Genomic DNA, 25,847 nt, shown 5'->3' on the forward strand with positions numbered 1-25,847 from the left:
GGGGCTAGATATGGAAGCGATTAAAGATTTTTTTGGCAGTTTAATGCTTACCGAAATGCTTAAAGGCATGCGGTTAACCGGCAAAAATTTTTTCAAGCGGAAAGTGACGTTGCGCTATCCGCAGGAAAAAACGCCTGCTTCACCGCGTTTTCGCGGGTTGCATGCATTGCGTCGTTATCCGAATGGTGAAGAGCGTTGCATTGCCTGCAAGCTCTGTGAGGCAGTGTGTCCTGCCCTGGCCATTACGATTGAATCGGAAGAGCGCGATGACGGCTCCCGCCGTACTAGCCGCTACGACATTGACCTGGCCAAATGTATCTTCTGTGGGTTTTGTGAAGAGAGCTGTCCAGTCGATTCTATTGTGGAAACGCATATCCATGAATACCACGGTGAAAAACGGGGCGATCTCTACTACACCAAAGACATGTTGCTGGCGATCGGTGATCGCTACGAATCTGAAATTGCGCGCCGTCGATCCGAAGACGCGCCTTATCGCTGATCATCAGGACTGACTCTTATGACATTTGCTACTGTCCTGTTTTATTTGTTGGCCGTTGTTCTGGTGGTGGCCGCGTTTCGCGTTATTACCGCTGCAAGCCCGGTTACCGCCGTATTGAATCTGATTCTGGCATTCTTTAATGCTGCAATGCTGTGGATTCTGATCGGTGCAGAATTCCTTGGTTTGTTGCTTGTGCTGGTTTATGTGGGCGCGGTGATGGTGCTTTTCTTGTTCGTCGTCATGATGCTTGATGTGCGGATGGAAAATCTGCGCCGTGGAGTGAAAGCGTATTTGCCCATGGGTCTGATTATCGGGTTGATCATGGTGCTGGAAATGGCCTTTGTGCTCATTACCACATGGGGCGACAGCGGCGGCCCGGCAGCGCAGCAAGCGGGTTACAACAATACCGCTTCACTGGGCGAGCTCATGTACGGCCAATATTTTTTCGCCGTTGAAGTTGGTGCGGTTATTTTGCTGGTCGGCATGGTTGCGGCAATTGCACTTACCCTGCGTCGTCGACGCGATGTGAAGTACAGCAATCCGTCGCAGCAGGTAAAAGTGCGGGCCAAAGATCGCGTGCGTCTGGTTAACCTGCCGTCTCAAACTGAAAAGGTCGATGAGTCGCGCGACCAGGGGGAAAAATAATGACCATTACCTTGGCCCACTATCTGGTTCTGGCAGCCATTCTTTTCTGCATCGGTGTTTTTGGTTTTTTTGTGAATCGACGAAATTTGTTGATTCTGCTCATGTCCATTGAGCTGATTCTTCTGTCGGCCAATATTAATTTTGTGGCGTTTTCCACCTGGCTGGGCGAAGCCTCGGGTCAGGTCTTCGTGTTCTTCATTCTTACCGTTGCCGCCGCTGAGGCTGCAATCGGTCTGGCTATTTTGGTGTTGTTGTTCCGTAACCTGAACACCATCAATGTTGAAGAACTGGATCACCTGAACGGTTGATGGAATAAATAACTATGAGTTCAACCACTTTATATCTTGTTGTTGCCTTGGCTCCATTGGTGGGGGCGATATTGGCGGGTCTTTTCGGTACAGGGTTTCTGGGGCGTCAGGTGGGTCGCTCGGCTGCCCATAGCATCACCATTCTGGGTGTGCTTATTTCGTTCATTGGCTCGGTTGTGGTGCTGTTTCAGGTACTGAATGGGGAAACCTTTAATGGCGCCGTATACACATGGAATGCCATTGGCGGCACCTCTATCGAAATCGGCTTTTTAATCGATAGCCTGACTGCTTTAATGATGGTGATCGTCACGTCAGTTTCACTCATGGTGCACATTTACACCATTGGCTATATGGCAGATGACCCGGGTTACCAGCGCTTTTTCGCCTACATTTCATTGTTCACCTTTTCCATGCTCATGCTGGTTATGGCCAACAATATGCTGCAACTGTTTTTCGGTTGGGAAGCGGTGGGCTTGGTGTCGTATTTGCTGATTGGTTTCTGGTATACCCGTCCAACCGCTATTTTCGCCAATATGAAAGCGTTTCTCATTAACCGTGTCGGCGATTTTGGTTTTATTTTGGGTATTGGCTTGCTGTTTGCCTATACCGGCAGCATGAATTACGACCAGGTTTTCTCACAGGCAGGTTCACTGGCGGAAACGTCGTTCCCCGGCACCGATTGGTCGCTTATTACGGTGGCGTGTATTTGCCTGTTTATCGGTGCCATGGGTAAATCCGCCCAGGTGCCGTTGCATTCCTGGCTGCCCGATTCGATGGAAGGCCCGACACCTATTTCGGCGCTGATCCACGCAGCCACAATGGTTACCGCCGGTATTTTTATGGTGGCCCGCTTTTCACCGGTATTCGAACTTTCCGATACGGCTTTGTCATTCATTATCGTCATTGGTGCCATCGGCGCCCTGTTCCTGGGTATTCTGGGGATTATCCAGAATGACATCAAGCGCGTTGTCGCTTATTCCACGCTTTCCCAGCTGGGCTACATGACAGTTGCGCTGGGTGCATCAGCATACTCGGTGGCCATTTTCCACTTAATGACGCACGCTTTTTTCAAAGCGTTGCTGTTCCTGGGTGCGGGCTCCGTCATTATCGGCATGCATCACGACCAGGATATTCGCAACATGGGTGGCCTGCGAAAATATATGCCGATTACCTGGATTACTTTCCTGATGGGGACGCTAGCCCTGGTGGGTACCCCGTTCTTTTCAGGTTACTACTCGAAGGAACACATTATCGAAGCGGCCGGCGCGGCAAATGTGTGGGGCGCGGGTTTTGCCTATTACGCAACCCTGATTGGCGTATTGGTGACTTCGCTTTATTCCTTCCGCGTATATTTTCTTGTCTTCCATGGCAAAGAGCGCTTCCCTGCGCATGGCACGCCAGAGCATGGTAGCCACGGTCACGATGATCATGCTCATCATGGCGGTGCGCCCCATGAATCACCCTGGGTGGTAACGCTACCGCTGGTATTGCTGGCGATTCCGTCGGTGATTGCAGGTATCTGGTTTGTCGACCCCTTGCTGTTCAACGGCTACTTTAGTGGTGTTATTGCAAACCTGCCGTCGCACCCGGCCATGGCGGATCTGTCTGAAGGCTGGCACGGCTGGCTGGCTTATGGCTTGCACGGTTTTATCACGCTGCCATTCTGGTTGGTGGTCGCAGGCTTCGTTATTTGCTGGTATTGCTACATGGTGAATCCTGCCGTGCCGGCAGCCATCAAGTCGAAGCTTTCCGGGCTGAACACAGTGCTGGAAAACAAATACTATGCCGACTGGTTCAACGAGCAGGTTATTATGCGCGGCGCGCGGTGCCTGGGTCGTGGCCTGTGGCAGAAGGGTGACCGCGGCTTCATCGACGGTGTGCTGGTTAATGGCAGTGCCCATGTGGTTGGCATGGTGGCGGCCGTTAGCCGGCATATCCAGTCCGGCTACATTTATCACTACGCGTTTGCCATGATTATCGGCATTCTGGCGTTTCTAACCTATTTTGTGCTGATGGTTCACTGATGGCTAGCGATATGGCGTCTTCCTCTCTTCCTTGGCTTACCTTGTCGATTTTTGTGCCCATAGTGGCAGGCCTTCTGGTGCTGCTGCTGGGCCGCGACGACCGGCCCGGTCTGACGCGCTGGCTGTCATTGGCGGGTGCTGTTCTGGGCTTTCTGGCCACGTTGCCCTTGTATGTCGGTTTCAACAACAACACAGCCGACATGCAGTTCGTGGAAAAATCACCATGGATTGAAACGTTTGCCGTTAATTACCACCTCGGCATCGATGGAATCTCCCTGTGGTTTGTGCTGTTGACCGCGTTTATTACTATCATTGTGGTGGTGGCCGGTTGGGAAGTCATTACGCGCAAAGTGGCGCAGTATATGGCTGCGTTCCTGATTTTGTCGGGTTTGATGGTGGGTGTGTTTGCCGCGCTCGACGGTCTGCTGTTTTATGTTTTCTTCGAAGCCACCCTGATACCCATGTACATCATTATCGGGGCATGGGGCGGTCCGAATCGGGTCTATGCGGCATTCAAGTTTTTTCTGTATACCTTGTTGGGTTCGTTACTAACGTTGGTTGCGTTCATCTATTTGTGGCACGCCTCCGGCGGCTCTTTCGATATTCAAACCTGGCATCAACTGCCGCTGGCCTACACCCCTCAAGTGCTGATCTTCCTGGCAATGCTGGCTGCCTTCGCTGTGAAAGTGCCGATGTGGCCGGTACATACCTGGTTACCCGATGCACACGTTGAAGCACCGACGGGGGGGTCGGTAGTGCTGGCCGCTATCATGTTGAAGCTGGGGGCTTATGGTTTCTTGCGCTTTTCGCTGCCGATCGCGCCCGATGCATCACAAGATCTCGCCTGGCTCATGATTTCACTGTCGTTGATTGCAGTGATATACATTGGCCTGGTCGCCATTGTGCAAGACGACATGAAAAAACTGGTGGCGTACTCTTCGGTGGCGCATATGGGCTTTGTGACCCTGGGCTTTTTCATTTTCAATACCGCCGGTGTTGAAGGGGCCATTGTTCAAATGATCTCGCATGGTTTCGTTTCAGGTGCGATGTTCCTTTGTATTGGCGTACTTTACGACCGCATGCATACACGTCGCATCGACGCGTACGGCGGCGTAGTGAATGTCATGCCGCGTTTTGTCACCTTGTTTGTGTTGTTTTCCATGGCCAATGCCGGCTTGCCTGCAACCAGTGGTTTTGTCGGCGAATTTACGGTCATTATGGGCGCAGTTGAATACAACTTCTGGATTGGCTTGCTGGCGGCCACTGCGTTGATTCTCGGCGCTGCGTATTCATTATGGATGGTCAAGCGCGTGGCTTTTGGTGACATCACCAACGAAGAAGTACGCGGCATGTCGGATCTGAATGCGCGCGAATTCCTCATTCTGGGTGTGATGGCGGTCGCTGTGCTTTACATGGGCATTTATCCGAAGCCGTTTACCGATGTCATGCATGTCTCGGTTGAGGCATTGCTGCAACATGTCTCTGTTTCGAAACTGTAGGCCTGAATCATTATGCAATATCAATTTTTGTTCTCTATGGCATTACCCGAGATTCTGCTCTTGATTCTGGCCATGGCCGTATTGCTGATCGATGCGTTCAGCGACAGCCAGACCCGTTTACGTACTTATGGGTTGACGCTGTGCACTTTGGGGGTGCTGACGGTTGTCAGTGCCTATCAGTGGATGCAGGGCCTTGAAGGGGCGACATTCAACGGTTTGTATGTCGTCGATGACCTGTCGCATTTTCTTAAGATTGCTTCTTACATTGCCGTTGCCGTAACGCTTATCTATGGGCGGGAGTATGCCGAAAAGCGCGACATGATGGCGCGTGGAGGGGAGTTCTACACGCTGACGCTGTTTGCCCTGTTAGGGCAAATGGTGATGATTTCGGCCGGTAATTTGTTAACCGTCTATCTAGGCATTGAGCTGATGTCGTTCGCTTTGTATGCACTGATAGCATTGCGTCGTGACCACATTCAATCGACGGAATCCGCCATGAAGTATTTCGTGTTGGGCTCCCTGGCGTCCGGCATATTGCTTTACGGTTTGTCCATGTTATACGGTGCCACCGGTAATCTCGATTTGGCAGGCATTGCGCAGGTTATCGAAAGTGATCAAGCTGAAACGCTGCCCTTGGTGTTCGGGCTGGTTTTCGTTGTGGCGGGTTTGGCGTTTAAATTGGGGGCAGTACCATTTCATATGTGGGTGCCCGATGTTTATCAGGGCGCACCTACCTCCGTAACCCTCATCGTAGGCGCCGCGCCAAAAATTGCCGCTTTTGCCATTGTGATGCGTTTGCTGGTCGACGGCCTGCACGGTTTGTCGAGTGACTGGCAGCCGATGTTACTGATTTTGGCTGTATTGTCGCTGGCCATTGGTAATCTTACGGCCATTGTGCAAACCAACTTTAAACGCATGCTGGCGTACTCAACCATTTCGCATATGGGCTTTGTGTTTCTGGGCTTGCTTTCGGGTGTCACTCAAGATCAACCGCTGGTCTCTACCGAAGCTTACGGCGCTGCGTTGTTTTATATGTTGGTGTACGTGCTCACAACGCTTGCCTCGTTCGGGATTATTTTATTGCTGAGTCGCCAGGGCTTTGAGTGTGAAGAAATTTCTGACTTGAAGGGGTTGAACCAGCGTAGCCCCTTATTGGCCGGGATTCTTTTGCTTGCCATGTTTTCATTGGCGGGTATTCCTCCACTGGCAGGGTTCTACGCCAAGCTGACCGTACTGCAGGCCTTAATCGGAGCAGGTCATGTGACTGTTGCTGTCATTGCCGTATTGTTCTCGCTTATTGGGGCGTTTTACTATTTGCGTGTTGTAAAGGTAGCGTACTTCGACGAACCTGAAGAGGGGGCGCCCGCTGTACCGGCAGGAACGGTATCCAGTACATTAATGTCGGTTAACGGTCTGGCCATTCTGGTTTTGGGTATTTTGCCGGGCGGTTTAATGGCCTTATGCGTTGCGGTTATCGATAGCTCGCTCGGGTTTTAAGCGTGTCGTTTTGCCTGAACGTAACGTAACAACTTAACGGAAGCTGCCGGCTATGGATCTTACGCTTGCCATTGTGCTTTTAGTGGGCTTGTCACTGGTAACAGCGAATCTGCCGTTTCTGGTCGAGCGCTCTTATCTGGTAGTGCCCTGGGCGGCTCCCGGCGGTCGATTCCCAAATGGGCCGCTTCGTTGGCTGGAGTCTTTGCTGTTTTTTGCTGTTTTAGCGGCCTTCGCCTGGATTACATGGGTGTGGATTGGCAGAAGTATTGCCGGGCCTCTTGGTCTGATCTTGCGCGTGGTCGTAATGAGTGTGCTGTTTGGGGCGGTGTTGGCCTACCCAGGGCGGCGGATGCACAAAAGTGGCGTTAAGCCATTTTTGCTTCGCTTGTGTGAAGTTTTGGTTTTTTATTGCCTGATTGGTTTGCTGGCCTTTGCGTTTGAGGCCAGCATGGGCAATGTGTTTCAGCAAAACTGGGAATTCTACGTGATTACGTTAAGCCTTTTTTTGGTTATGGCTTACCCCGGTTACGTTTATCGTTATCTGCTGCGTCGTCGCTAATAGGATTAGTGCTTGAACCAGTTCAGTACGGCGTCAAGGCCGCTTACGTTCAAACTGAAATGGGTTTGTTGCCGAACAATGGGTTTGGCACGATAAGCAACCGAATAATACGATAGCGCCAGCATCTTTAAATCATTTGCCCCGTCTCCCAGCGCAATGATCTGTGAAGGCTCGGCTTGTGTTTCTTTGGCCAGCCAGGTTAAGTGGTCTGCTTTGCCTTGCGCGTCAACAATGTCGCCCAGAACCTTCCCAGTGAGTTTTCCCTGTTCTATTTCAAGGGTGTTGGCAAAAGCGAAATCCAGACCCAGCTTTTCCTTCAGGCGCTCGGTATAGAGCGTGAACCCACCGGATACCAGCATGGTTTTCAGCCCAGCCGCCTGAGCTGTTTGAATAAGTTTTTCGGCGCCGGCATTCAGGCGCAACCGCTCTTCAAACACCTTGTCCAGATCATGAACGGAAACGCCCTGAAGTAACGCCACGCGACGCCGCAGGCTTTCGGCAAAGTCTTTTATTTCGCCTCGCATGGCAGCTTCCGTAATCGCGGCAACTTCAGGCTTACGGCCAACCATATCCGCAATTTCATCGATACATTCAATATTAATGAGCGTTGAGTCCATGTCCATGGCCAGCACGCGGCAATCAGAAAAAGGTTTGATTTCTTCAAGAAATGCGCCGTCGACACCCAATGCGTCGCATGTTTGCCTAATCAACTCCTGTTCTTCAACGTCGATATTCTGCAGACAAGTGGCCGTGCTGCTGATGCGTTGTATGCTTGCCGCCTGAGCGACCGCTGCGACTTTCTCAACGTGGGTAGGATTTAAGTTCGGTGCTTGAATGACGAGATGGGTCATGACAAAAGGTGATAACGATTTAAGTGAAAACGCTTGTCGTGGCGCGAAGGTGGGTGGGTCTTTATTCCAGCGCGTTCAGAATATTGCGCAAGACGGTTATTCTGGCTTGAATGAGTTCTAGCGAAGTGTTCTTTTCGACGGGTTTCATTTCAATTTTCAATTTGTCCTGCCCCGCCAGTTTAACGTGGCGCTGACTTTGCACCAGTTCGATAATCTTGACGGGGTCGACATTAGGTTTTGCTGAAAACTGGATAAGCGCCTGCGTTTCTCCAGCATCGATTTTGGTAATACCCAATGGCTCTGCAACCAGACGCAATTGATGCGTAGCCAATAAAGTCCGGGCGGCATCGGGCAGTTTGCCATAACGATCAATTAATTCTTCCTGAATCGATGTGAGGTCGTCGGGGCTGGTGGCATGCGCCATTTTCTTGTATAGCCCAAGGCGTGCGTGAACGTCCGGGCAATAGTCGGCCGGCAATAACGTAGGGGTGTGCAGGTTAACCTCGCATTTGGCGTCGAAAGGCGATTCCAGGTCGGGCTCTTCGCCATTTTTAAGCGCTTTAACTGCTGTATTCAACATGTCGGAGTACATGGCGAAGCCCACTTCCTGGATATTGCCTGATTGCGATTCCCCCAGAACTTCGCCGGTTCCCCGGATCTCCAGATCGTGCATGGCCAGGAAAAAGCCAGAGCCAAGTTCCTCCATGGCTTGAATGGCTTCTAGTCGTTTCTTGGCGTTGCTTGTAATGGCATCTTCGCCGGGCGTTAGCAAGTAGGCATAGGCTTGATGGTGCGAACGACCCACCCGGCCACGCAATTGGTGTAATTGAGCCAACCCCAGGCGATCGGCGCGGTGGATAATAATGGTGTTGGCACTGGGAACGTCGATACCCGTTTCAATAATAGTGGTGCATAGCAACACATTGAAGCGTTGCTGATAAAAGCCCTTCATGACATTTTCCAGTTCACGCTCGGGCATCTGGCCGTGTGCCACAGCGATACGCGCTTCCGGAACCAATTCTTCCAGCCGTGCCCGACGGTTATGGATGGTGTCGACTTCGTTATGCAGAAAGTACACCTGGCCGCCGCGTTTCAGCTCGCGCAACACTGCTTCGCGGATGGTACTGCCATCCTCACGGCGCACGAACGTTTTGATTGCCAGTCGTTTCTGAGGTGCGGTGGCGATTACCGAGAAATCCCGGATGCCTTCCAACGACATGCCCAGAGTACGGGGAATCGGTGTGGCGGTTAGTGTCAACACATCGACTTCGGCGCGAAGGGCTTTCAACGCCTCTTTCTGGCGGACACCGAAACGATGTTCTTCGTCGATGATGACCAGCCCCAGAGATTTGTACTTAACGTCTTTTGACAGAATTTTGTGCGTGCCGATCACGATGTCGACTTTACCGTTCTTGAGCCCTTCGATCGCCGCATTGACTTCTTTGGTAGAGCGAAAGCGCGAGAGCTCAACAATATTGACCGGCCAGTCGGCAAAGCGGTCGGAGAAGGTTTGCGCATGCTGCTCCGCCAATAGTGTCGTGGGACATAGCAACGCGACTTGCTTGCCGTTGGCTACGGCAAGGAAAGCAGCACGCAGGGCAACCTCGGTTTTGCCGAAGCCGACATCACCGCATACAAGACGATCCATGGGTTTGTTGGAGGTCATGTCTTGAAGCACGGCTTCAATCGCGTTGGCCTGATCAATCGTCTCTTCAAAACCGAAGCCTTCTGCGAAAGTTTCGTAGTCGGTAATGGGGAGCTTGAACTGATGGCCTTGTCGGGCGGCGCGCATGGCGTAAAGCGCCAGTAATTCGGCAGCGGCATCGCGCACATTCTTTGCAGCCCTGCGCCGCGCTTTATCCCACTGGCCTGAGCCCAGTTGATGCAGCGGGGCATGTTCCGGGTCGGTACCACTGTAGCGAGAGATCACGTGCAGTTGAGAAACCGGGACATATAGGGTGCTGCCCGAGGCGTATTCCAGGTGCAGGAACTCCATCGTGCCTTCACCCAGGTCCATGTTGATCAGGCCTTTGTAGCGTCCGATGCCATGATCAACGTGTACCACCGGATCGCCTTCGCGCAATTCCGACAAATCACGGACCATAGCCTCAACATTGCTGCCCCTTTCCTGGCCGCGCCGCTGGCGTCGCACTCCGTGTGTATGACCGGGGTATAGATTGTTTTCGGTTAAGAGCGTGAGCGGAACATGGGGCAGTTGAAAGCCGCGATCAAGGGGAGCGACGGTAAGAATAAAACCGGGAGCATGTCGCAACGCATCGTTCAGGGAGTCAACAATTGCGTCCGGGCGCAAATCAAACTCAGTGAGCATTTGCAACAAGGTTTCCCGACGCCCCGCAGAGTCGGCGCAAAGGACGATTTGCCCGGAGGAATGCGTAACGAGTTGGCGCAGTTTGGCCAGTGGGTCATCCGCACGCCGCGCCACCGCGACATCCGGGTTGGCTTGAATTTCAACATGTTCCCCTTCGTCTGCCACGCTGACTCGGGCGAACTCGCCTAGTGTGTGAAAAAACGTCTCTGCATCGAGGAAGAGGGTTGACGGCGGCAGTACGGGTCTTTCCCGGTCGCTTTTCAGGAATTGATAACGGCTTTGGGTGTCTTGGGTGAAATGGGTAATGGCGTTTTCAACCAGGCCCAGGGTAACGACAAGTGTATCGGCACTCAAGTAATCAAACAGGGTGGCCGTCTTTTCAAAGAAAAGCGGCAAATAGTACTCTACCCCGGCGAACGCAATGCCGTTTCCAATGTCGCGATAGGGCAGCGCCCGTGAAGGATCGCCTTCGAAAACCTCACGAAAGCGCGCACGGAATTGATTGCGTGCTTCCTCGTCCATGGGGAATTCCCGGCCAGGTAAAAGCTGGACCTCTTTAACCGGATAAATACTGCGTTGTGTGTCAACGTCAAAACTTCGAATCGTCTCAATTTCATCGTCGAACAAGTCGATGCGATACGGCACGGCCGACCCCATGGGGAAAAGGTCAATCAGGCCACCACGTATACTGAATTCTCCGGGCGCGGTAACCTGACTTACATGCGCATAGTTGGCCAACATGAGCTGTTCGCGCAATGCCTCTTCATTCAACGAGTCCCCTTGGCGAAATGAAAAGGTATAAGCTGCCAGGAACGCGGGCGGAGGCAGGCGGTAAAGCGCTGTGCTGACAGGTACCGTCAGAATATCGACGTTTTGCTGCATCAAGGCGTGCAGGGTGTGAAGGCGTTCTGAAACGAGGTCCTGATGAGGTGAGAAGCCATCGTAAGGCAGTGTTTCCCAGTCGGGTAAAGGTCTAACGTTTAATTTGGGATTGAATAAATGTATTTCGTCGGCGAGACGTTGTGCAGTGAGTGGTTCGGCGCATAGAACGAGAATGGGGCGTTTGGCCTGTGTGCTGAGTTCGGCAAGCAACCAGGCGTCGCCCGAACCGGCCGGTGGCGGTATTGCATATCGCGCACCGGGTTTAACGGCCTTGAGCAGTTGAGATAATGAGGGCAGCAAATTGGGGACGGCGTGAGCGTCGGAAAATATTTCGGTTGTCATTTCACTGTGCATTATAAAATCGGTTTGTTATGTCTAAGAAAATTATTGCGATCGTGCCCGCAGCCGGAGTGGGTCAGCGCGCTTTGGATACCTCTAACGAAGGCGCTGCCGTGCCCAAGCAATATCGATTGCTTAAGGGCAAGCCCATGTTGCGCTGGTCGGTGGAGGCGTTGTTGGCTGATCCGCGCGTGGAGCAGGTCAGGGTTGTGGTCGCAGCCGACGATTCGCGAGCCCAGGCAGTGCTTGACGGTTTAGCGCGGGTGGTTGTGCGCCCGGTGGGCGGGCCAACACGGGCTGAAACCGTTTCGGCGGGTCTGGCTGATGCCGCTTTAGATAATGACGCCTGGGTTTTGGTCCATGATGCGGCACGACCAGGGTTGCCGCTTTCCAGTTTAAATCGCTTAATTGACATCTGTTTGTATGAACAACAGGGCGGTTTGTTGGCTCTGCCGGTTGCAGACACAGTTAAAAAGGCGCATAAAGCGGCTGCATTTGCTCCGGCCGAGGGTTGCGTTTTAACCGGCACTGCCGGCAAGCCCGCAACCCGTTATGCCGTTGCCGGAACGCTTTCCCGGGAATCGTTATGGTTGGCTCAAACACCGCAAATGTTTCCTGCTGAGCTGTTGCGCAAAGCGCTTTTGCAGGCCCACCGGGCTGGTGTCGAAATCACGGATGAGGCGTCGGCCATGGAGCGTTATGGGGTTGAGCCACGCCTGATTCCGGGCGATCCGCGCAATTTCAAGGTAACGTGGCCAAGTGATTTTGATTTGATGGAAAAGTGGTTATGAGTTTGTCTATTCGTGTTGGGCAGGGGTTTGATGTTCATGCGTTTGTTGAGGGTCGTCCACTTATTCTGGGCGGCGTGACAATTCCCTATGAGAAAGGTCTTCAGGGGCACTCCGACGCCGATGCGTTGCTGCATGCGCTTACCGACGCTTTGCTCGGCGGGGCAGGGCTGGGGGATATTGGTCGTCATTTTCCTGATACTGATCCACGTTTTAAAGGGGCCGATAGCCGCATACTGTTGCGAGATGCTTACCAGTTGGTACGTGAAGCCGGCTGGTTGGTGGGCAATATCGACGCCACAATACATGCACAGGCGCCAAAAATGGCGCCTTATGTCGCAGACATGATTCAATATATAGCGGATGACCTTCAAATTGACGCCGGTCAAGTCAACATCAAGGCGAAAACAAATGAAGGTCTTGGCTACCTGGGGCGTAAGGAAGGCATTGCAGCCAACGCAAGCGTGCTGCTATTTCGCCCCTAGTGTCTTAAAGCGTTTCACCACCGGGCTCGCGACCGCAGGGGCACAACTCTTCCGTTTGCAAGGCATCGAGAATTCGCAAAATTTCTTTCGGATTGCGTCCTACGTCGAGTGTATTAACCGAGACATGCTGAATAACGTTGTCGGGGTCGATAATAAAAGTGGCGCGTAACGCGACGCCCTCGTTGCGTTCACGAATGCCCAGTTGGTCGATTAATGCACCGCTGGTGTCGGCGAACTGGAAATGGGCAAGCTTGGCCAGATCGGCGTTTTCACGGCGCCATGCCAGTTTAACGTGTTCGTTATCAGACGAGCCTCCCATGAGAATCGCGTCGCGCTTATCGAACTGTTCAGTCAGGTCGTTGAAACCAACAATTTCGGTGGGGCAAACGAAAGTGAAATCTTTCGGGTAAAAATAAACGACTTTCCATTTGCCCGGGAATGAACTTTCCGTGATGTCCTCGAACGCAGACACCCCGTTTTCCTCATGCTGACTAAAGCCGGGTTTCACGCCGGTAACCTTGAAAGGTTCCAGTTTGTCTCCCACTGTTTTCATGTGCACTCCTGCGAGGTTTTTCTGGGCACAACTTTGCGCCCGCTCAGTTGATTGTATGCGATTCAGCCGGTTTTAGTGGCGAGCCAGGGGCAGGGCAATGCGTGCAATAAGGCCGCCTGAGGGTGGTGAGATGAGCGTTAGGCGGCCGCCAACATGCCCCAGCAGGCGCTCGACAATGGCTAACCCCAGGCCTGCTCCGCTAACGCCGGTTCGCGCCGCTTCCCCGCGTGAAAACGGGCGTAACAGACGTTCGATCTCAGAGGCTTCAACACCCGCCCCCTTGTCGCTGACCTCGATCAAGGTTTGTGATCGCTCTTGTCTGGCACTTAAATGGATGTGACAACTGTCGTCGACGGGTGAGCGACCATAGCGGCGTGCGTTCTCAATGAGGTTGCCGACAATACGTTTTAAGTCGTGCGCGGTGATACGGGCGGTGAGCTTGTCGGGGATGTCTGCCGTCAGGTGGCCACCTAGTGCCTCTGTGTGTGTTCTTTCACGCTCGTAGATATCGTGCAGAACTTTCGAAATATCAATGCCTTTTTCGGGCAGGGCGGCCGCCGGCCGAGCGTATTCCATAAGCTGCCCAATGCTGTGGTCGACCTGCGCCAGATCTTCATCGATTGCCTGTCGGGCTTCATCGTCGACATTGCTCATTTCTATTTCCAGACGCATGCGTGCCAGCGGGGTGCGCAAGTCGTGGGAAATACCGGCCAGCATAATTTCGCGATCGGCTTCAATACGACGCAGGTCACTGAGCATGCGGTTGAACGCGTCATTCATTTCCCGCACTTCCAGTGGGCCCGCTTGTGGCAGGGGGGACGGTATTTGCCCCCGGGCGACTTGTCGGGCCACTCTGGCCAATTGGGCCAGCGGGCGATTGACAAAGCTGACGCTGATTGCCGAGCCGATCAGTGCCAGCAAAAGTGCGGTAGCGCCCCACCAGAACCATTGCAAGCCAACGGTTAGCCCGAGTTGTTCGCGATCAAACACCAGCCAGTAGTGGTCATTTTCAATATCGAAACTGACCCAAATGCCGGGAACCTGGTTAACCGACCACATGACCTGCGCGTTGGGCCCCAGACGGGTTTTTATTTCCTCAACAACATGATCCCAATAACTTGACTCCGGGATCGGTTCAAGTTCATCTGTTGGTTCGCGGGGTTGGACGCGCAAGCTTTCTTTGGTTGCCAGATCCAGCAACAGAGCGGGTCTGACCTCTTGCGGTGCATAAATTAACGCAGATCGGGTGATACTGACCGATGTTGTGACCCGTTGCGCCATTTGGGTGGCGCGGGGGCCTTCTTCCATGCTGAAAAATACGTGCAGCCATGTTCCCAGGCTAACCAGCATCAGAAGGGCGAGGAGCAAAAAAGACCGGCTGAAAAGACTCAGCCGGATCTTCGAAGTGAAACGCTGCAACTGTTTTTTCAGAAGCGGCATTTTTGTTTAATTACCGCCATCGGGGATAAAAACGTACCCCAGCCCCCAGACGGTTTGAATGAAAATGGGTTTGGACGGGTTAGGCTCGATCAGTTTGCGCAAACGGGATATTTGCACATCGAGACTGCGGTCGAACGCTTCATATTCGCGCCCACGTGCCAATTCCATGAGTTTGTCGCGTGATAGGGGAATTTTAGGGTGGCGCGCGAATACTTTCAGAACCGAGAATTCGCCCGTCGTAATGGGGACGGTCTCGTTGTTGCGCGTGAGCGTGCGGGTAGACAGATTCAGCACATAAGGCCCGAATTCGATTGCCTCGTTATCCTGGCTGGGTGCGCCGGGGTGCTCTTCAGTACCACGGCGGCGCAAAATTGCATTCACACGGGCCAATAATTCGCGCGGATTGAATGGCTTGGACAAATAGTCGTCGGCCCCCATCTCAAGCCCGACAATGCGATCAATTTCTTCAGCTTTGGCTGTAAGCATGATAATGGGTGTGTTGTCGTGGCTGCCGCGTAAGCGCCGGCAAATCGACAAACCATCTTCACCGGGCAGCATGAGGTCGAGCACCAGAAGGTCGAAGTGCTCGCGCTGCCAAAGTTTGCTCATTTCCTTGGCGTCTTCGGCAACAAATACGTTGAAGCCTTGTTCAGATAAGTAGCGACGCAATAGGTCGCGCAGACGTGGATCGTCGTCGACGACCAGTATTTTTCGTGCAGGAGACGGGTTTTGTGTGTTCATGGTCGAAAATGTAACAGGGACGGGCAAGCCCGTATAGTAGCCGGTAGCAAGATATTACATAATTTTCATTCTCTTTAAGCTTATCACCGCCTTGGCGTTTTTGGTAATTTTTTTAGTGCACCCGGCCGGCGTTGCGATCTCTCCATGGCACCTAGGCGCAACTGGCATAAAATGCCCGACATGGCCTTCAATCTGATTGCATTTGAAACATCCACAACAACCTGCAGCGTGGCGCTCTTGACCGAGCGTGACGGCGCACTGCAGGTTGTGTCTGCGAGTCACTCGTCGCAGGGGCATGCCGAACAGGTTTTGCCTTTGGCGGAGCGTTTGTTGAATCAAACCGGGTTAACACGTGACGACCTGGATCTGGTGGTTTTTGGGCAAGGCCCTGGTGGGTTTACTGGTTTACGGGTGGCGTGTGGGGTGGCGCAGGGAATGGCTTACGCGTTAGGGGTATCGGTTGTGCCAGTGCCGACATTGCAAGCAATCGCGGCGTCTGCAGGCCCGGTCAGGGCGCCGGGAGTGTGCCGCATTGTGGTTCAGGACGCCCGGATGGGCGAACTTTATGTCGCTGCCTACTGGCTCGCTTCAGGCATGCGGGAAACACAAGCAGCCTGGCAGGAAATTCAACCGTGTGTGCTGGTGGCAGCGGAAGATTTCGACTATTGGCTGGACCAACAAGCCCGCGAGTGGGTGCTGCCCGGTGCCATTGGCTATGTGGAAATGGTGGGTGATGGTATTCAGGCCCATCCGTCACTGCAGTTTACTGCAACAGTTGTGGTCGCCGGTAACGCGTACCCGTTGCAAGTGCTCTCCGGCGTTCCTCTCGACGCAAAGTCCATTGCCTTGCAGGGGTTGCAGTTATTTCAATCCGGTCACTTTATGACACCTGCCGAAGCTGCACCGCTCTATGTGCGCGACAAAGTCGCGTTCACGACGCAAGAGAGAGAAAAAGGGCTGGGGGGGAATCCCAGGGTGCACGGCAAGTTGCGTATTGAACCCATGCGTCTGGAACATTTGGATGCGGTCGTTGATATCGAAGCAGAAGTTCAATCGTTTCCCTGGACGCGAGGCAATTTTGCCGATGCCTTGAACGCAGGCTATGGCGCCTGGGTCGCGCTTCAGCAAAACAAGGTAGTTGGCTTTAGTGTGGTTATGTTCGCACCCGATGTGGCTCACTTGCTGGTTATTGCAGTGGCCCCCCAACTGCAGCGTGGAGGCGTCGGCTACGTGCTTTTACGCCATGCCGAACAGGCAGCACGCGACAAAGGCCTGGTTTCGATGTTGCTCGAGGTTCGCCAGTCCAATTTGAAAGCGTTGAATTTTTATCGTAATCGCGGCTTTCAATCGTTAAGCGTCAGGAAAGGGTATTACCCGGCCGCTCGTGGCCAAAGGGAAGATGCTTTGGTTTTGCAAAAAGATTTGAGCGCGACGGGGGCGTCATGACAAGGCCCGAACGATTTCACGTTTTAACGCCCCTGCAGATGGCATGGTTGCAGGAATTGGGTCTCGACCGACGCCTGTTGCAGGTTGCATTTGATGCGACACAGACAGATGCTGATAAAGATGCAGATTCCCCCCAGGGTTTGAAGAGGCAAGCGTCGACAAAGCCTGAATCAGAGCCGACTAAGTTGCCAGGTCTGCCGACCAAACGGGAAAAGGCTCCTGCCGTTGTCGAACAGGCGATTTTGCCGGCAGATCTTGATTCCTTGAAAGCAGAGGCAGCCGGATGTACCCGCTGTGGTTTACATGCCGGGCGTCATCAGGCGGTCTTCGGCAATGGCCAAACCGCGTCACCCGACTGGATGGTCATTGGTGAAGCTCCGGGAGACCACGATGATCAGGTCGGACTGCCTTTTCAGGGAGCGGCCGGCCGGTTATTGCAGCTTATTTTTGAGGCCTCAGGTCTGGCCCCGCATGCCTCGTTCTATTATGCGAACGCAATAAAGTGTCGGCCTCGCGGGGGGCGTGTTCCCAGGAAAGAAGAAATAGAGGCTTGCTTACCGTTTTTGCAGGCGCAAATTGAACAGATTCGACCTCGGGCCATTCTGGTGTTGGGCTGGTTGGCTGCCGGAGCGTTGCTGCAGGAAAAGGACGATATTGAACAATTACGTGAGCGCGTGCACACCTACACCGCGCCGCATGGCCGAATTCCCGTAGTGGTGACTTATCACCCCGCTGCGCTACTGTTGCGTGGTCGGCACAAGGCCCAGGTCTGGCGGGATATGCAATTGGCGCGACGGCTTAAGGAAAGTTCTTCAGAAAGCCAGACGAACGAGTAACGCGTTAGTGCAATGCCTGGCCGTGGCCATGTTGCCCGATTTGGTCTTTTAAAGAGGGGTCGCGTTTCTGGTTCAGGTAATGCCAACGTGCAAAAACAATCATTAACAGGGCAACCAGCAGGCCAAAAATAACAATAATGATATTGATGGGCAAATTAAGCCAGAGCAGTAAACTGTATATGCCCAGCATCAACAGAATGTTCAATTGTTCATTGAAGTTTTGCACCGCAATTGAGTGCCCCGCCGAAAGAAGCACGTGTCCCCGGTGCTGCAACATGGCATTCATGGGCACAACGAAAAACCCCGACAAAGCCCCAATTAAAATCAATAACGCATAAACAGTCCAAGGGGAGTACACCACGGGCATCAGCAGCACGACAAACCCCATGATCACACCAAGCGGCAATACCGAGAAGGCTTTTTTAAGCGGTACACGCCCGGCAAATACGGCCCCTATTACGGTGCCGACAGCGGCCACGCCCATCAGTATCGAAGCCTGATCCAGGCGGTAGCCCAAATGCTGCGCACCCCACTCAATAAGAATGAGCTGCAGTGTTGCGCCGGCGCCCCAGAATAATGTGGTTACAGCTAACGATATTTGTCCTAGTTTGTCGCTCCACAGCGTTTTAACGTAGTAACTGAATTCGCGCACAAGTTTGAGGGGGTGCGTTTGTTGTTTGGGGTAACTAATGTTGGTGTTTGGAATCAGAAGGTTGCAGGCCGCCGCCATGAAATACACAAGACCAATCACAAAAATGGCTGCCTCACCCCGGCTTTCGACTACGCTGCCAATAACGGGGTTCGCCAACAAAACGGCGGAAACATTTGGGTTAATAAGTATGCCGCCCAGTACCGTGCCGAAAATAATGCTAAGCACCGTCAGGCCTTCAATCCAGCTATTGCCTTTAACCAGTTGGTCGGGGGGAAGCATTTCAGTAACGATGCCGTATTTTGCCGGTGAATAAGCGGCTGCGCCCACGCCAACCAGCGTGTAAGCGCAGAAAATAAGCGCAAGCTGGCCGCCAACTTCAAAACCGAAGCTTTGATAGCTGAACATGATGATGCAGCCTGTGACCTTTACGGCATTGGTGGCAAACATGACTTTCCCTTTCGGGAACGAGTCGGCGAAAGCGCCTACAAAAGCAGCCAACACAACGTAAGAAAGTGCGAACCACCATTTCATCATCGGGGCCATCCAGTCGGGGCCCTGAAGATCCACAATAATTGCAATGGCGGCAATGAGTAGCGCGTTATCAGCCAGCGACGAGAGCGCCTGGGCCGCCATGACCAGATAAAAACCTTTTTTCAATCTAAACGCCCCAGTTGCGGGTTAGAGTGCCGGGTAGCCGGAAACCATGTTTGGATACAGAGTATAGCGCCCCGACTGAGGCGCTTTGTCCTGGGGTATCATACAAACGATAAAATTCGACCTTTCCGTAATCGTTTTGAAGACTCTTGCATTGTGCGTCTAACTCAAATCAAGCTCGCTGGTTTCAAGTCGTTTGTTGAGCCCACTGTCATCCCAACGCCCAGTCAACTGGTCGGGGTGGTGGGCCCCAACGGTTGCGGCAAGTCGAATATTATCGATGCAGTGCGCTGGGTGCTTGGTGAAACCCGTGCGTCGGAATTGCGTGGGGAATCCATGCAAGACGTCATTTTTAATGGGTCAGGTCAGCGTAAAGCCTCAGCAAGGGCGTCGGTGGAGTTGGTTTTCGACAATAGCGATGGGCGTGCGTCGGGGCAATGGAGCACGTATGCAGAGATTGCCGTGCGTCGCGTGCTGACGCGTGATGGAACCAGCAGCTATTACATTAATAATCAGCAAGTTCGCCGTCGCGACATCCACGACATTTTTCTGGGGACGGGGTTAGGTACGCGCGGCTACGCCATTATTGGCCAGGGCATGATTAATCGTCTCATCGAAGCGCGCCCCGAAGATCTTCGTGTTTATCTTGAAGAGGCGGCGGGGGTTTCCCGCTATAAAGAGCGTCGCCGTGAAACTGAAAATCGCCTGGCGGATACTCGTGAAAACCTAAGTCGGGTTGAGGATATTCTGCGGGAGCTCGATACCCAACTTGAAAAGCTTGAGGCTCAGGCGGAAGTGGCGACGCGCTATCGCGGGTTGCAGGAAGAAGGCGAACGCAAACAGCATGCATTGTGGTTGTTGAAAGAAGAGGGTGCGCGTAACGATCAGAAAACGAAATTCGTTGCGATTGAAAAAGCACAAACCGAACTTGAGGCGGCGGCGGCCGGCTTAAGACGGATTGAGTCTGAGCTTGAGTCGCGTCGACAGGCGCATTATGCGGCCGGTGACCGTGTGCACGCGGCCCAGGGCAAGTTGTACGAAGCGGGGGCGCAAGTAAGTCGTCTTGAGGCTGAAATTCGCCATGTTGTGGATTCTCGCGCAAGAGTGCAGGCACGTCGCACGCACTTGGAAACCCAGCAGCAGGAATGGCAGGCACAGCAAATGCACTGTGAAGAGCAAATCGCCGCCTCCGACGTTGCTCTGGAGGAAGCGGCCGCGCAAACGGAGGAGCTTAGACTCCAGGTCGACGACGCTTGCGCGGCATTGCCGGGAATTGAAGAGCGGGTGCGTTCGGCCGGCGCCGCCCGTGACGACATGCGTTCCGGTTTATCACGTATAGAGCAGGATTTGGCGTTGGCGGCTCAGTCCCAACGTGATGCTGATCGTCAGCTTGAAGCGTTGACGGTACGCCGGGAGCGTCTGGAAGCCACGTTGCGCTCACTTGATGCGCCCGACCCCGAGCGTATTGACCAATTGGCGGGCGACATGGAAATGTTGTCGGGTCAGCAAGAAGAGGCTCAGGCGCGTTTACTGGAGCTTGAAGAACGCCTGCCGGAGCTCGATGAAGGGCGGCGCGACGCCCAACGTAGTTCTCAGGAGGAAGCGGCTGCGCTTGCACGCCTTGAGGCGCGTTTAACCGCTTTGGAAAAATTGCAGCAAGATGTCCAAACGCAAGGCAAACTTCAACCTTGGCTTGAAAAGCATGGCTTGGCGAATATGTCGCGGTTGTGGCAGCACTTAGGTATCGACTCTGGCTGGGAGCCGGCGTTGGAGGCCGCACTGGGCGATGTCATGGGTGCGCTCGAAATGCGCCAGCTTGAAATGGCTCAGGCGTTTGTTAACGACCCTCCACCCTCGAAGTTAGCGTTTTATCAACATCCTATCGCCGGTAAACCACCGTCAAATCAAGCGTCGTTAACACCGTTGTCGCGTTTGTTGCGGGTTAATGACGCCGATCTGCGCAGCTTGCTGGAGCATTGGCTGGCCCATGTTTATACCGCCGACTCCATAGAACAAGCCATGCGTTTGCGTAGCGACTTACCCAACGGTCAAGGGTATTTCGTCGTGCCGTCAGGGCATATTATTGATGCCCACAGTATTCGTTACTATGCGCCCGATACCGATCAGGCGGGCATGCTGGCACGGCAGAAGGAAATCGCTAATCTGCAAAGGGAAATAAAGGCGCGCCAGCTGATGGCTGATCAGGCAGTCGCGGCTGTGGCCCGCGCGGAGGCCGCCTGGAAAGAGGCGGGTCAGGCGCTGCCTCCGGCACGTACCCGGGTGGCGGAAATGACGCGCCGTTTGCACGATATACAACTTGAACACTCCCGGCTCGTTCAGCTTGCCGAACAGTCGGGCCAGCGTGCCAATCAGATTCGCGACGAGTTAACCGAGATTGCAACTCAAACGGAAACGTTGAAAGGCATTCGCGAAGAAGCCGAAATGCGTTTTCAGTCGCTGGATGAGTCGTTGGCAGAGCAACAAGGCCGTTACGAAGATGCGCAACTGTCGGGGGAGGCGCTTGCCAATGAGGCGGAACAAGCGCGCCGGCGCGTGCGTGAACTTGAGCGTCGGGTACAGGAATCCGAGTTTGCAGAACGTACCTTGCAAACACGTATCGACGATTTGCGCCGCAATTTCAGTCTGGCGCGCGAGCAGGGTAGCAAAGCCGTCGACGAACTGGCCTCGCTGCAAAATGAATTAGCGGAACTGGATGCTTCGGCGGCCCAGGCCGGGTTGCAAGATGCATTGGAAGAACGCGCTGCTTGTGAGGAGGTGTTGGGCCAGGCTCGAATCGAACTCGATAATCTGGCCGCCGGGCTGCGTGAAGCCGATGAAAAGCGGCTGGAAAATGAGCGTCAGTTGGAGCCGCTGCGGTCAAAAATTACCGAATTGCAGTTGCAGGAGCAGGCGGCAAGACTGGCCGTTGAGCAGTTTTCAGAGCAGCTCGATGCTCAGCAGGTTGATCGCGATACGTTACGACGTTTTCTTGAAGAGCAGGCTGAGTCATGGCAGCGCGTGGGTTGGCTGCAATCCGAAGTACAGCGTATTTCGCGCGAGGTAGATGGCTTAGGCGCAGTAAATCTGGCGGCGCTTGAGGAGCTGGGGCAGGCGCGCGAGCGTAAATCATATCTGGATTCCCAGCATACCGACTTATGTAATGCAATTGAAACGCTGGAAGATGCAATCCGCAAAATTGATCGGGAAACCCGCGCGTTGTTGCAGGAAACATTCGACACCGTCAATCATCATTTTGGTGAGCTGTTTCCAAAATTGTTTGGTGGTGGTGAAGCCAAGCTGATTATCACCGGCGAAGAAATTCTTGATGCCGGCGTACAGGTAATGGCGCAGCCTCCGGGCAAGCGAAACAGCACAATTCATTTGTTGTCGGGGGGAGAAAAAGCCTTAACCGCAACGGCATTGGTTTTTGCACTGTTTAAACTTAACCCGGCGCCGTTTTGTTTGCTCGACGAGGTTGATGCCCCATTGGATGATGCCAACACCGAACGTTATGCGAGCCTCGTCACCAATATGAGTGAGCAAACCCAGTTTTTGTTTATCTCACATAACAAAATTGCCATGCAGATGGCACGGCAATTAATTGGTGTCACAATGCAGGAGCAGGGCGTTTCGCGTATTGTTGCAGTCGATATCGAGTCTGCCATGCAATTGGCGCAAGCGTAATTGAATACACTATGAAAACCATGAAACCGCTAAGCGGAGTGCGTACATGAGCGATTTGCAGATCGGGCTGGTTGCCCTGGGGGTTGTCCTGATTTTTGCCGTGCTGGTTTTTAACTGGTGGCAAGACAGGCGTGTACGTCGGCATATGCAGGAAAATTTTCCGCAAACTGATGAAGATCCGTTGTTGGGAGGCCTGCCGCCAACCGTTGGTCGTCGCGAGCCGGGTCTGGGGGAAAGTCTTGACGTGGTTGCTGAAAGTGAATCCGGTGGTGATGATGTCGACGAGGTTGATCCCTTGTGCGAGGCGGTGATTGATGTTGTCTTCGCGCAACCCGTATCTGGTGCCCAATTGAAAGATGCAACTCGAACTTTGGCGGTCAGTAGCAGCAAGCCGGTACGTATTTTTGCAGAAACTACTACTGGTGTTCATCGCGCCGGTTTACCTGCAGAGGAGTCGTGTGTGTCAATCCAATTGGCGATTTTGCTCGCCAACCGTGCCGGCCCGCTCACTGATGTCGAGTGGTCTCGTCTTTGGACCGCGGCTCAGGGCTTGGCCGAACGATTTGATGGCTCCGTCGAAGGACCCGAGCAAGATGAAGTTGTAAGTCGTGCTGAGCGGCTGGACGAGTTTTGCGCCAACCTGGATGCCCAGGTGGGCTTGGTGGTTCAACTCAACGGCGCGCAACCTCTTGGCAAAGTATGCTCGGTTGTGGAAGACGCTGGTTTCGTGATGCTGGTTAATCAGTATGTTTGGGTGGCCGAGTCCGGGCAAGCCCGCTTCGCGCTTATGTTTGATGGTGAAGCGGCTGCCGGCTTCAAGGGTGCAAGCGTCTCGCGTCTTGATTTGCTGCTTGATATTCCGAACAGTCCCAGTGACAGTCAAGCATTCAGCCGAATGGCGGGAGTGGGGCGTGACCTGGCTCAGCGTTTCCAGGCTCAGTTGGTGGATGACCAGGGGCGCCCTGTTACTGAGTCGGCCGACGCACGTATCGATGAGCAGCTTACGCCACTTTATGAGCGCTTGGAGCAAGCCGGGTTTACGCCGGGCGATGAGCGTACGGCAAGGTTGTTTTCGTGACCGGTTCATTGTTTGATATTTCGGAAACGGTGCTCAAGAAGGTCGCCCGGTTGCGCGACGATATCGCGCTGCATAACCATCGGTATTACGTTTTGGACGCCCCTGTGATTTCCGATGCACAGTACGACCGGCTGATGCAGGAGCTGGCTGACCTTGAGGCACAGCATCCCGAATTGGTTACGCCCGAGTCTCCCACCCAGCGCGTCGGCGCAGCACCGCTGGATGCTTTTGATAGTGTGCGACATAAAGTACCGATGTTATCGCTGGGTAATGGCTTTGACCCAGACGATATCCAGGCGTTCGACCGTCGCGTGACGGACGGTCTGCTGGGCAGCGGTTTGTTGAAAGACGGCGAGCATGTGGCTTATCACGCCGAATATAAGTTCGATGGGCTGGCCGTGAACTTGCGTTACGAGGCGGGCAGACTTGTGCAGGCAGCGACACGGGGTGATGGTCAGGAAGGGGAGGACATTACATCCAATATTCGCACGCTGCGCTCTGTGCCCCTGCAGTTGAAGCAGGGTTATCCCAGTGTGCTCGAAGTGCGTGGCGAGGTGTTCATCAATATTCGCGACTTTCAGCGTCTGAACGAAAGCCAGCAAGCACGTGGCGAGAAAGTTTTTGTGAACCCGCGCAACGCAGCTGCCGGCAGTTTAAGGCAGCTCGATCCCCGGATTACCGCCCGTCGCCCATTGCGTTTTTTTGCTTATGGGTGGGGTGAAATCGACACTGATTTGCGTGCCACGCAAGCTGAGATGCTCGACTGGTTCGATCAACTGGGCTTGCCGGTTAATCGTGACCGCGAAGTGGTTAAAGGTGCGCAAGGCATGTTGGATTTCTACGGTAACGTCGGGCAACGGCGCTCTTCTTTACCCTTCGATATCGACGGCGTCGTGTACAAGGTGAATTCGCTTGAGGCTCAGGAGGTGCTCGGTTTCGTAGCACGTGCCCCACGTTTTGCCATTGCCCACAAGTTCCCCGCCCAAGAGGAAACGACCGTGTTGTTGGGTATCGATATTCAGGTTGGGAGAACGGGCGCGATTACACCTGTTGCCCGTCTGAAACCGGTTTTTGTGGGCGGGGTAACCGTAACGAACGCCACGTTGCATAACGAAGACGAAATTCGCCGCAAAGATGTGCGTATCGGCGATACGGTGGTTGTCCGGCGCGCCGGCGATGTCATTCCCGAGGTGGTGGGGCCGGTGCCTGAGTTGCGGCCGGAGAGCGCCGCTTTTTTCGTGATGCCGAAACAGTGTCCTGTTTGTGGGTCGACAATTCATCGGCTTGAGGGAGAGGCGGTCTCCCGTTGCACGGGTGGGCTTTTTTGTGCTGCACAACGTAAACAAAGCCTGATACACGCCGCGGGTAGAAAAGCGCTTGATATTGAAGGTTTGGGCGAAAAACTGGTAGATCAACTGGTCGACAGCGGGCGTATAAAGTCTATTGCCGATTTGTTTTCATTGCGCGTTGAAGAGTTGTTGAACTACGAGCGAATGGGCCGCAAGTCGGCCGAAAATCTTGTGAAGGCAATTGATGCTGCCCGTGCGCCGGCTTTGGGGCGTTTGGTGTTCGCGTTAGGTATCCGGCATGTTGGTGAAACGACGGCACGTGATCTGGCTCGTCATTTTGGTTCCATACAGGCCATCATGAATGCCGACGAAGACGCGCTCATGACGGTTCCTGATGTCGGGCCGGTTGTGGCGCATTCCGTTCTGGAGTTTTTCGCCGAGGCTCACAATCGCGATATTGTGCATTTATTGGAGCAGGCCGGTGTGCAGGCCAAGGTGGAAAGCGAACCAAACCGCCAGTTGCTGGCCGGCAAGACCTTTGTATTAACGGGTACGCTTCCGTCCTTAACGCGCGATGAAGCCACGCGCATGATTATGGCTGCCGGTGGAAAAGTAAGTGGGTCTGTTTCAAAGAAAACCGCGTATGTGGTTGCCGGCGACGACGCAGGCAGCAAATTGACCAAGGCTCAAGAACTTGGGGTTGCGGTTCTGGATGAGCAAGGCTTAAGGGAGCTGCTGGCTCAGGCCTGATTTCACCTGAGCGCAGCTT

General features: G+C 53.7%; 20 protein-coding genes and 1 pseudogene. 15 read left to right on the forward strand and 6 right to left on the reverse strand.

All coding sequences use genetic code 11. The features are described 5' to 3' along the window. Positions 1 to 10: 10 nt before the first annotated feature. The 8 genes and pseudogenes from nuoI (at position 11) to G9Q38_RS15375 (ending at position 7,031) form a co-directional block, all read left to right on the forward strand. Positions 11 to 499, forward strand: a complete 489-nt coding sequence (nuoI, locus tag G9Q38_RS07815; protein ID WP_114419843.1) for an NADH-quinone oxidoreductase subunit NuoI — start codon at positions 11 to 13, stop codon at positions 497 to 499. 18 nt (positions 500 to 517) lie between these two features. Then, positions 518 to 1,144 carry an NADH-quinone oxidoreductase subunit J gene (locus tag G9Q38_RS07820; RefSeq protein WP_166129636.1) on the forward strand — a complete coding sequence of 209 codons (627 nt, stop codon included), beginning with the start codon at positions 518 to 520 and terminating at the stop codon, positions 1,142 to 1,144. Then, positions 1,144 to 1,452: an NADH-quinone oxidoreductase subunit NuoK gene (nuoK, locus tag G9Q38_RS07825; RefSeq protein WP_114419840.1), complete on the forward strand. Its 309-nt coding sequence runs from the start codon at positions 1,144 to 1,146 to the stop codon at positions 1,450 to 1,452. The genes G9Q38_RS07820 and nuoK overlap by 1 nt, the downstream gene beginning before the upstream one ends. A 14-nt stretch (positions 1,453 to 1,466) precedes the next feature. Then, positions 1,467 to 3,476 (forward strand): NADH-quinone oxidoreductase subunit L, encoded by a 2,010-nt coding sequence (gene nuoL, locus G9Q38_RS07830; protein WP_166129639.1) that lies wholly within the window; start codon positions 1,467 to 1,469, stop codon positions 3,474 to 3,476. Then, positions 3,473 to 4,975, forward strand: a complete 1,503-nt coding sequence (locus G9Q38_RS07835; RefSeq protein WP_205962363.1) for an NADH-quinone oxidoreductase subunit M — start codon at positions 3,473 to 3,475, stop codon at positions 4,973 to 4,975. The genes nuoL and G9Q38_RS07835 overlap by 4 nt, the downstream gene beginning before the upstream one ends. Positions 4,976 to 4,987: 12 nt before the next feature. Then, complete coding sequence (gene nuoN, locus G9Q38_RS07840; RefSeq protein ID WP_114419835.1) at positions 4,988 to 6,472, forward strand: NADH-quinone oxidoreductase subunit NuoN; 1,485 nt, start codon at positions 4,988 to 4,990, stop codon at positions 6,470 to 6,472. A 52-nt stretch (positions 6,473 to 6,524) separates the two neighbouring features. Then, positions 6,525 to 6,620 (forward strand): annotated as a pseudogene (locus G9Q38_RS15370) (DUF2818 family protein); the annotation flags it as partial. Positions 6,621 to 6,776: 156 nt separating this feature from the next. Further along, complete coding sequence (locus G9Q38_RS15375) at positions 6,777 to 7,031, forward strand: DUF2818 family protein (protein WP_370523888.1); 255 nt, start codon at positions 6,777 to 6,779, stop codon at positions 7,029 to 7,031. 5 nt (positions 7,032 to 7,036) lie between these two features. Here G9Q38_RS15375 and serB read toward each other — a convergent pair whose 3' ends face one another. Continuing rightward, positions 7,037 to 7,882, reverse strand: a complete 846-nt coding sequence (gene serB / locus G9Q38_RS07850; protein WP_166129645.1) for a phosphoserine phosphatase SerB — start codon at positions 7,880 to 7,882, stop codon at positions 7,037 to 7,039. Between the two features lie 61 nt (positions 7,883 to 7,943). Next, positions 7,944 to 11,435 (reverse strand): transcription-repair coupling factor, encoded by a 3,492-nt coding sequence (gene mfd / locus G9Q38_RS07855; RefSeq protein ID WP_166129648.1) that lies wholly within the window; start codon positions 11,433 to 11,435, stop codon positions 7,944 to 7,946. Between the two features lie 29 nt (positions 11,436 to 11,464). Here mfd and ispD point away from each other — a divergent pair, with 29 nt between their 5' ends. Both ispD and ispF read left to right on the forward strand, forming a co-directional pair. Beyond that, positions 11,465 to 12,223, forward strand: coding sequence for a 2-C-methyl-D-erythritol 4-phosphate cytidylyltransferase (ispD, locus tag G9Q38_RS07860; protein WP_166129650.1), 759 nt, complete (start codon positions 11,465 to 11,467; stop codon positions 12,221 to 12,223). Further along, positions 12,220 to 12,705: a 2-C-methyl-D-erythritol 2,4-cyclodiphosphate synthase gene (gene ispF, locus G9Q38_RS07865; protein WP_119440948.1), complete on the forward strand. Its 486-nt coding sequence runs from the start codon at positions 12,220 to 12,222 to the stop codon at positions 12,703 to 12,705. Before ispD ends, ispF begins: the two co-directional genes overlap by 4 nt. 4 nt (positions 12,706 to 12,709) lie before the next feature. Here the strand turns inward: ispF and G9Q38_RS07870 are convergent, their stop codons facing one another. The 3 genes from G9Q38_RS07870 to ompR all read right to left on the reverse strand — a co-directional run bounded on the left by G9Q38_RS07870 (position 12,710) and on the right by ompR (position 15,439). Next, positions 12,710 to 13,258, reverse strand: coding sequence for a peroxiredoxin (locus G9Q38_RS07870; protein WP_119440947.1), 549 nt, complete (start codon positions 13,256 to 13,258; stop codon positions 12,710 to 12,712). Between the two features lie 72 nt (positions 13,259 to 13,330). Further along, a complete protein-coding gene (locus G9Q38_RS07875) occupies positions 13,331 to 14,626 on the reverse strand; it encodes a sensor histidine kinase family protein (protein WP_440971557.1) in 1,296 nt (431 codons plus the stop codon). Positions 14,627 to 14,704: 78 nt separating this feature from the next. Beyond that, entirely contained in the window at positions 14,705 to 15,439 is a 735-nt protein-coding gene (ompR, locus tag G9Q38_RS07880; RefSeq protein WP_114419823.1) for an osmolarity response regulator transcription factor OmpR, read from the reverse strand. 171 nt (positions 15,440 to 15,610) lie between these two features. Here ompR and tsaB point away from each other — a divergent pair, with 171 nt between their 5' ends. Both tsaB and G9Q38_RS07890 read left to right on the forward strand, forming a co-directional pair. Further along, positions 15,611 to 16,885, forward strand: coding sequence for a tRNA (adenosine(37)-N6)-threonylcarbamoyltransferase complex dimerization subunit type 1 TsaB (gene tsaB, locus G9Q38_RS07885; protein ID WP_228276077.1), 1,275 nt, complete (start codon positions 15,611 to 15,613; stop codon positions 16,883 to 16,885). Further along, a complete protein-coding gene (locus G9Q38_RS07890; RefSeq protein ID WP_114419821.1) occupies positions 16,882 to 17,721 on the forward strand; it encodes a uracil-DNA glycosylase in 840 nt (279 codons plus the stop codon). The genes tsaB and G9Q38_RS07890 overlap by 4 nt, the downstream gene beginning before the upstream one ends. 4 nt (positions 17,722 to 17,725) lie before the next feature. Here G9Q38_RS07890 and lplT read toward each other — a convergent pair whose 3' ends face one another. Beyond that, complete coding sequence (gene lplT / locus G9Q38_RS07895; protein WP_114419820.1) at positions 17,726 to 19,030, reverse strand: lysophospholipid transporter LplT; 1,305 nt, start codon at positions 19,028 to 19,030, stop codon at positions 17,726 to 17,728. A gap of 153 nt (positions 19,031 to 19,183) precedes the next feature. Here lplT and smc point away from each other — a divergent pair, with 153 nt between their 5' ends. The 3 genes from smc to ligA are packed head-to-tail and all read left to right on the forward strand — an operon-like array spanning position 19,184 to position 25,828. Then, positions 19,184 to 22,711, forward strand: coding sequence for a chromosome segregation protein SMC (gene smc / locus G9Q38_RS07900; protein WP_166129656.1), 3,528 nt, complete (start codon positions 19,184 to 19,186; stop codon positions 22,709 to 22,711). A 46-nt stretch (positions 22,712 to 22,757) separates the two neighbouring features. Beyond that, positions 22,758 to 23,789, forward strand: a complete 1,032-nt coding sequence (locus tag G9Q38_RS07905; protein ID WP_119516182.1) for a cell division protein ZipA C-terminal FtsZ-binding domain-containing protein — start codon at positions 22,758 to 22,760, stop codon at positions 23,787 to 23,789. Next, complete coding sequence (gene ligA, locus G9Q38_RS07910; protein WP_228276079.1) at positions 23,786 to 25,828, forward strand: NAD-dependent DNA ligase LigA; 2,043 nt, start codon at positions 23,786 to 23,788, stop codon at positions 25,826 to 25,828. Before G9Q38_RS07905 ends, ligA begins: the two co-directional genes overlap by 4 nt. Positions 25,829 to 25,847 lie beyond the last annotated feature (19 nt).

Origin of the sequence: Pusillimonas sp. DMV24BSW_D (assembly GCF_011388195.1) — a bacterium.
Taxonomy (GTDB): domain Bacteria; phylum Pseudomonadota; class Gammaproteobacteria; order Burkholderiales; family Burkholderiaceae_B; genus Neopusillimonas; species Neopusillimonas aestuarii.

Excerpts from the sequence above, each read along its gene's own strand:
- mfd (WP_166129648.1), bottom strand. The coding sequence starts at position 11,435 with ATGACAACCGAAATATTTTCCGACGCTCACGCCGTCCCCAATTTGCTG.
- G9Q38_RS15375 (WP_370523888.1), top strand. The coding sequence starts at position 6,777 with ATGAGTGTGCTGTTTGGGGCGGTGTTGGCCTACCCAGGGCGGCGGATG.
- nuoI (WP_114419843.1), top strand. The coding sequence starts at position 11 with ATGGAAGCGATTAAAGATTTTTTTGGCAGTTTAATGCTTACCGAAATG.
- nuoK (WP_114419840.1), top strand. The coding sequence starts at position 1,144 with ATGACCATTACCTTGGCCCACTATCTGGTTCTGGCAGCCATTCTTTTC.
- ispD (WP_166129650.1), top strand. The coding sequence starts at position 11,465 with ATGTCTAAGAAAATTATTGCGATCGTGCCCGCAGCCGGAGTGGGTCAG.
- nuoN (WP_114419835.1), top strand. The coding sequence starts at position 4,988 with ATGCAATATCAATTTTTGTTCTCTATGGCATTACCCGAGATTCTGCTC.
- G9Q38_RS07820 (WP_166129636.1), top strand. The coding sequence starts at position 518 with ATGACATTTGCTACTGTCCTGTTTTATTTGTTGGCCGTTGTTCTGGTG.
- ispF (WP_119440948.1), top strand. The coding sequence starts at position 12,220 with ATGAGTTTGTCTATTCGTGTTGGGCAGGGGTTTGATGTTCATGCGTTT.
- G9Q38_RS07905 (WP_119516182.1), top strand. The coding sequence starts at position 22,758 with ATGAGCGATTTGCAGATCGGGCTGGTTGCCCTGGGGGTTGTCCTGATT.
- ompR (WP_114419823.1), bottom strand. The coding sequence starts at position 15,439 with ATGAACACACAAAACCCGTCTCCTGCACGAAAAATACTGGTCGTCGAC.
- serB (WP_166129645.1), bottom strand. The coding sequence starts at position 7,882 with ATGACCCATCTCGTCATTCAAGCACCGAACTTAAATCCTACCCACGTT.
- nuoL (WP_166129639.1), top strand. The coding sequence starts at position 1,467 with ATGAGTTCAACCACTTTATATCTTGTTGTTGCCTTGGCTCCATTGGTG.
- G9Q38_RS07890 (WP_114419821.1), top strand. The coding sequence starts at position 16,882 with ATGACAAGGCCCGAACGATTTCACGTTTTAACGCCCCTGCAGATGGCA.
- tsaB (WP_228276077.1), top strand. The coding sequence starts at position 15,611 with ATGCCCGACATGGCCTTCAATCTGATTGCATTTGAAACATCCACAACA.
- G9Q38_RS07870 (WP_119440947.1), bottom strand. The coding sequence starts at position 13,258 with ATGAAAACAGTGGGAGACAAACTGGAACCTTTCAAGGTTACCGGCGTG.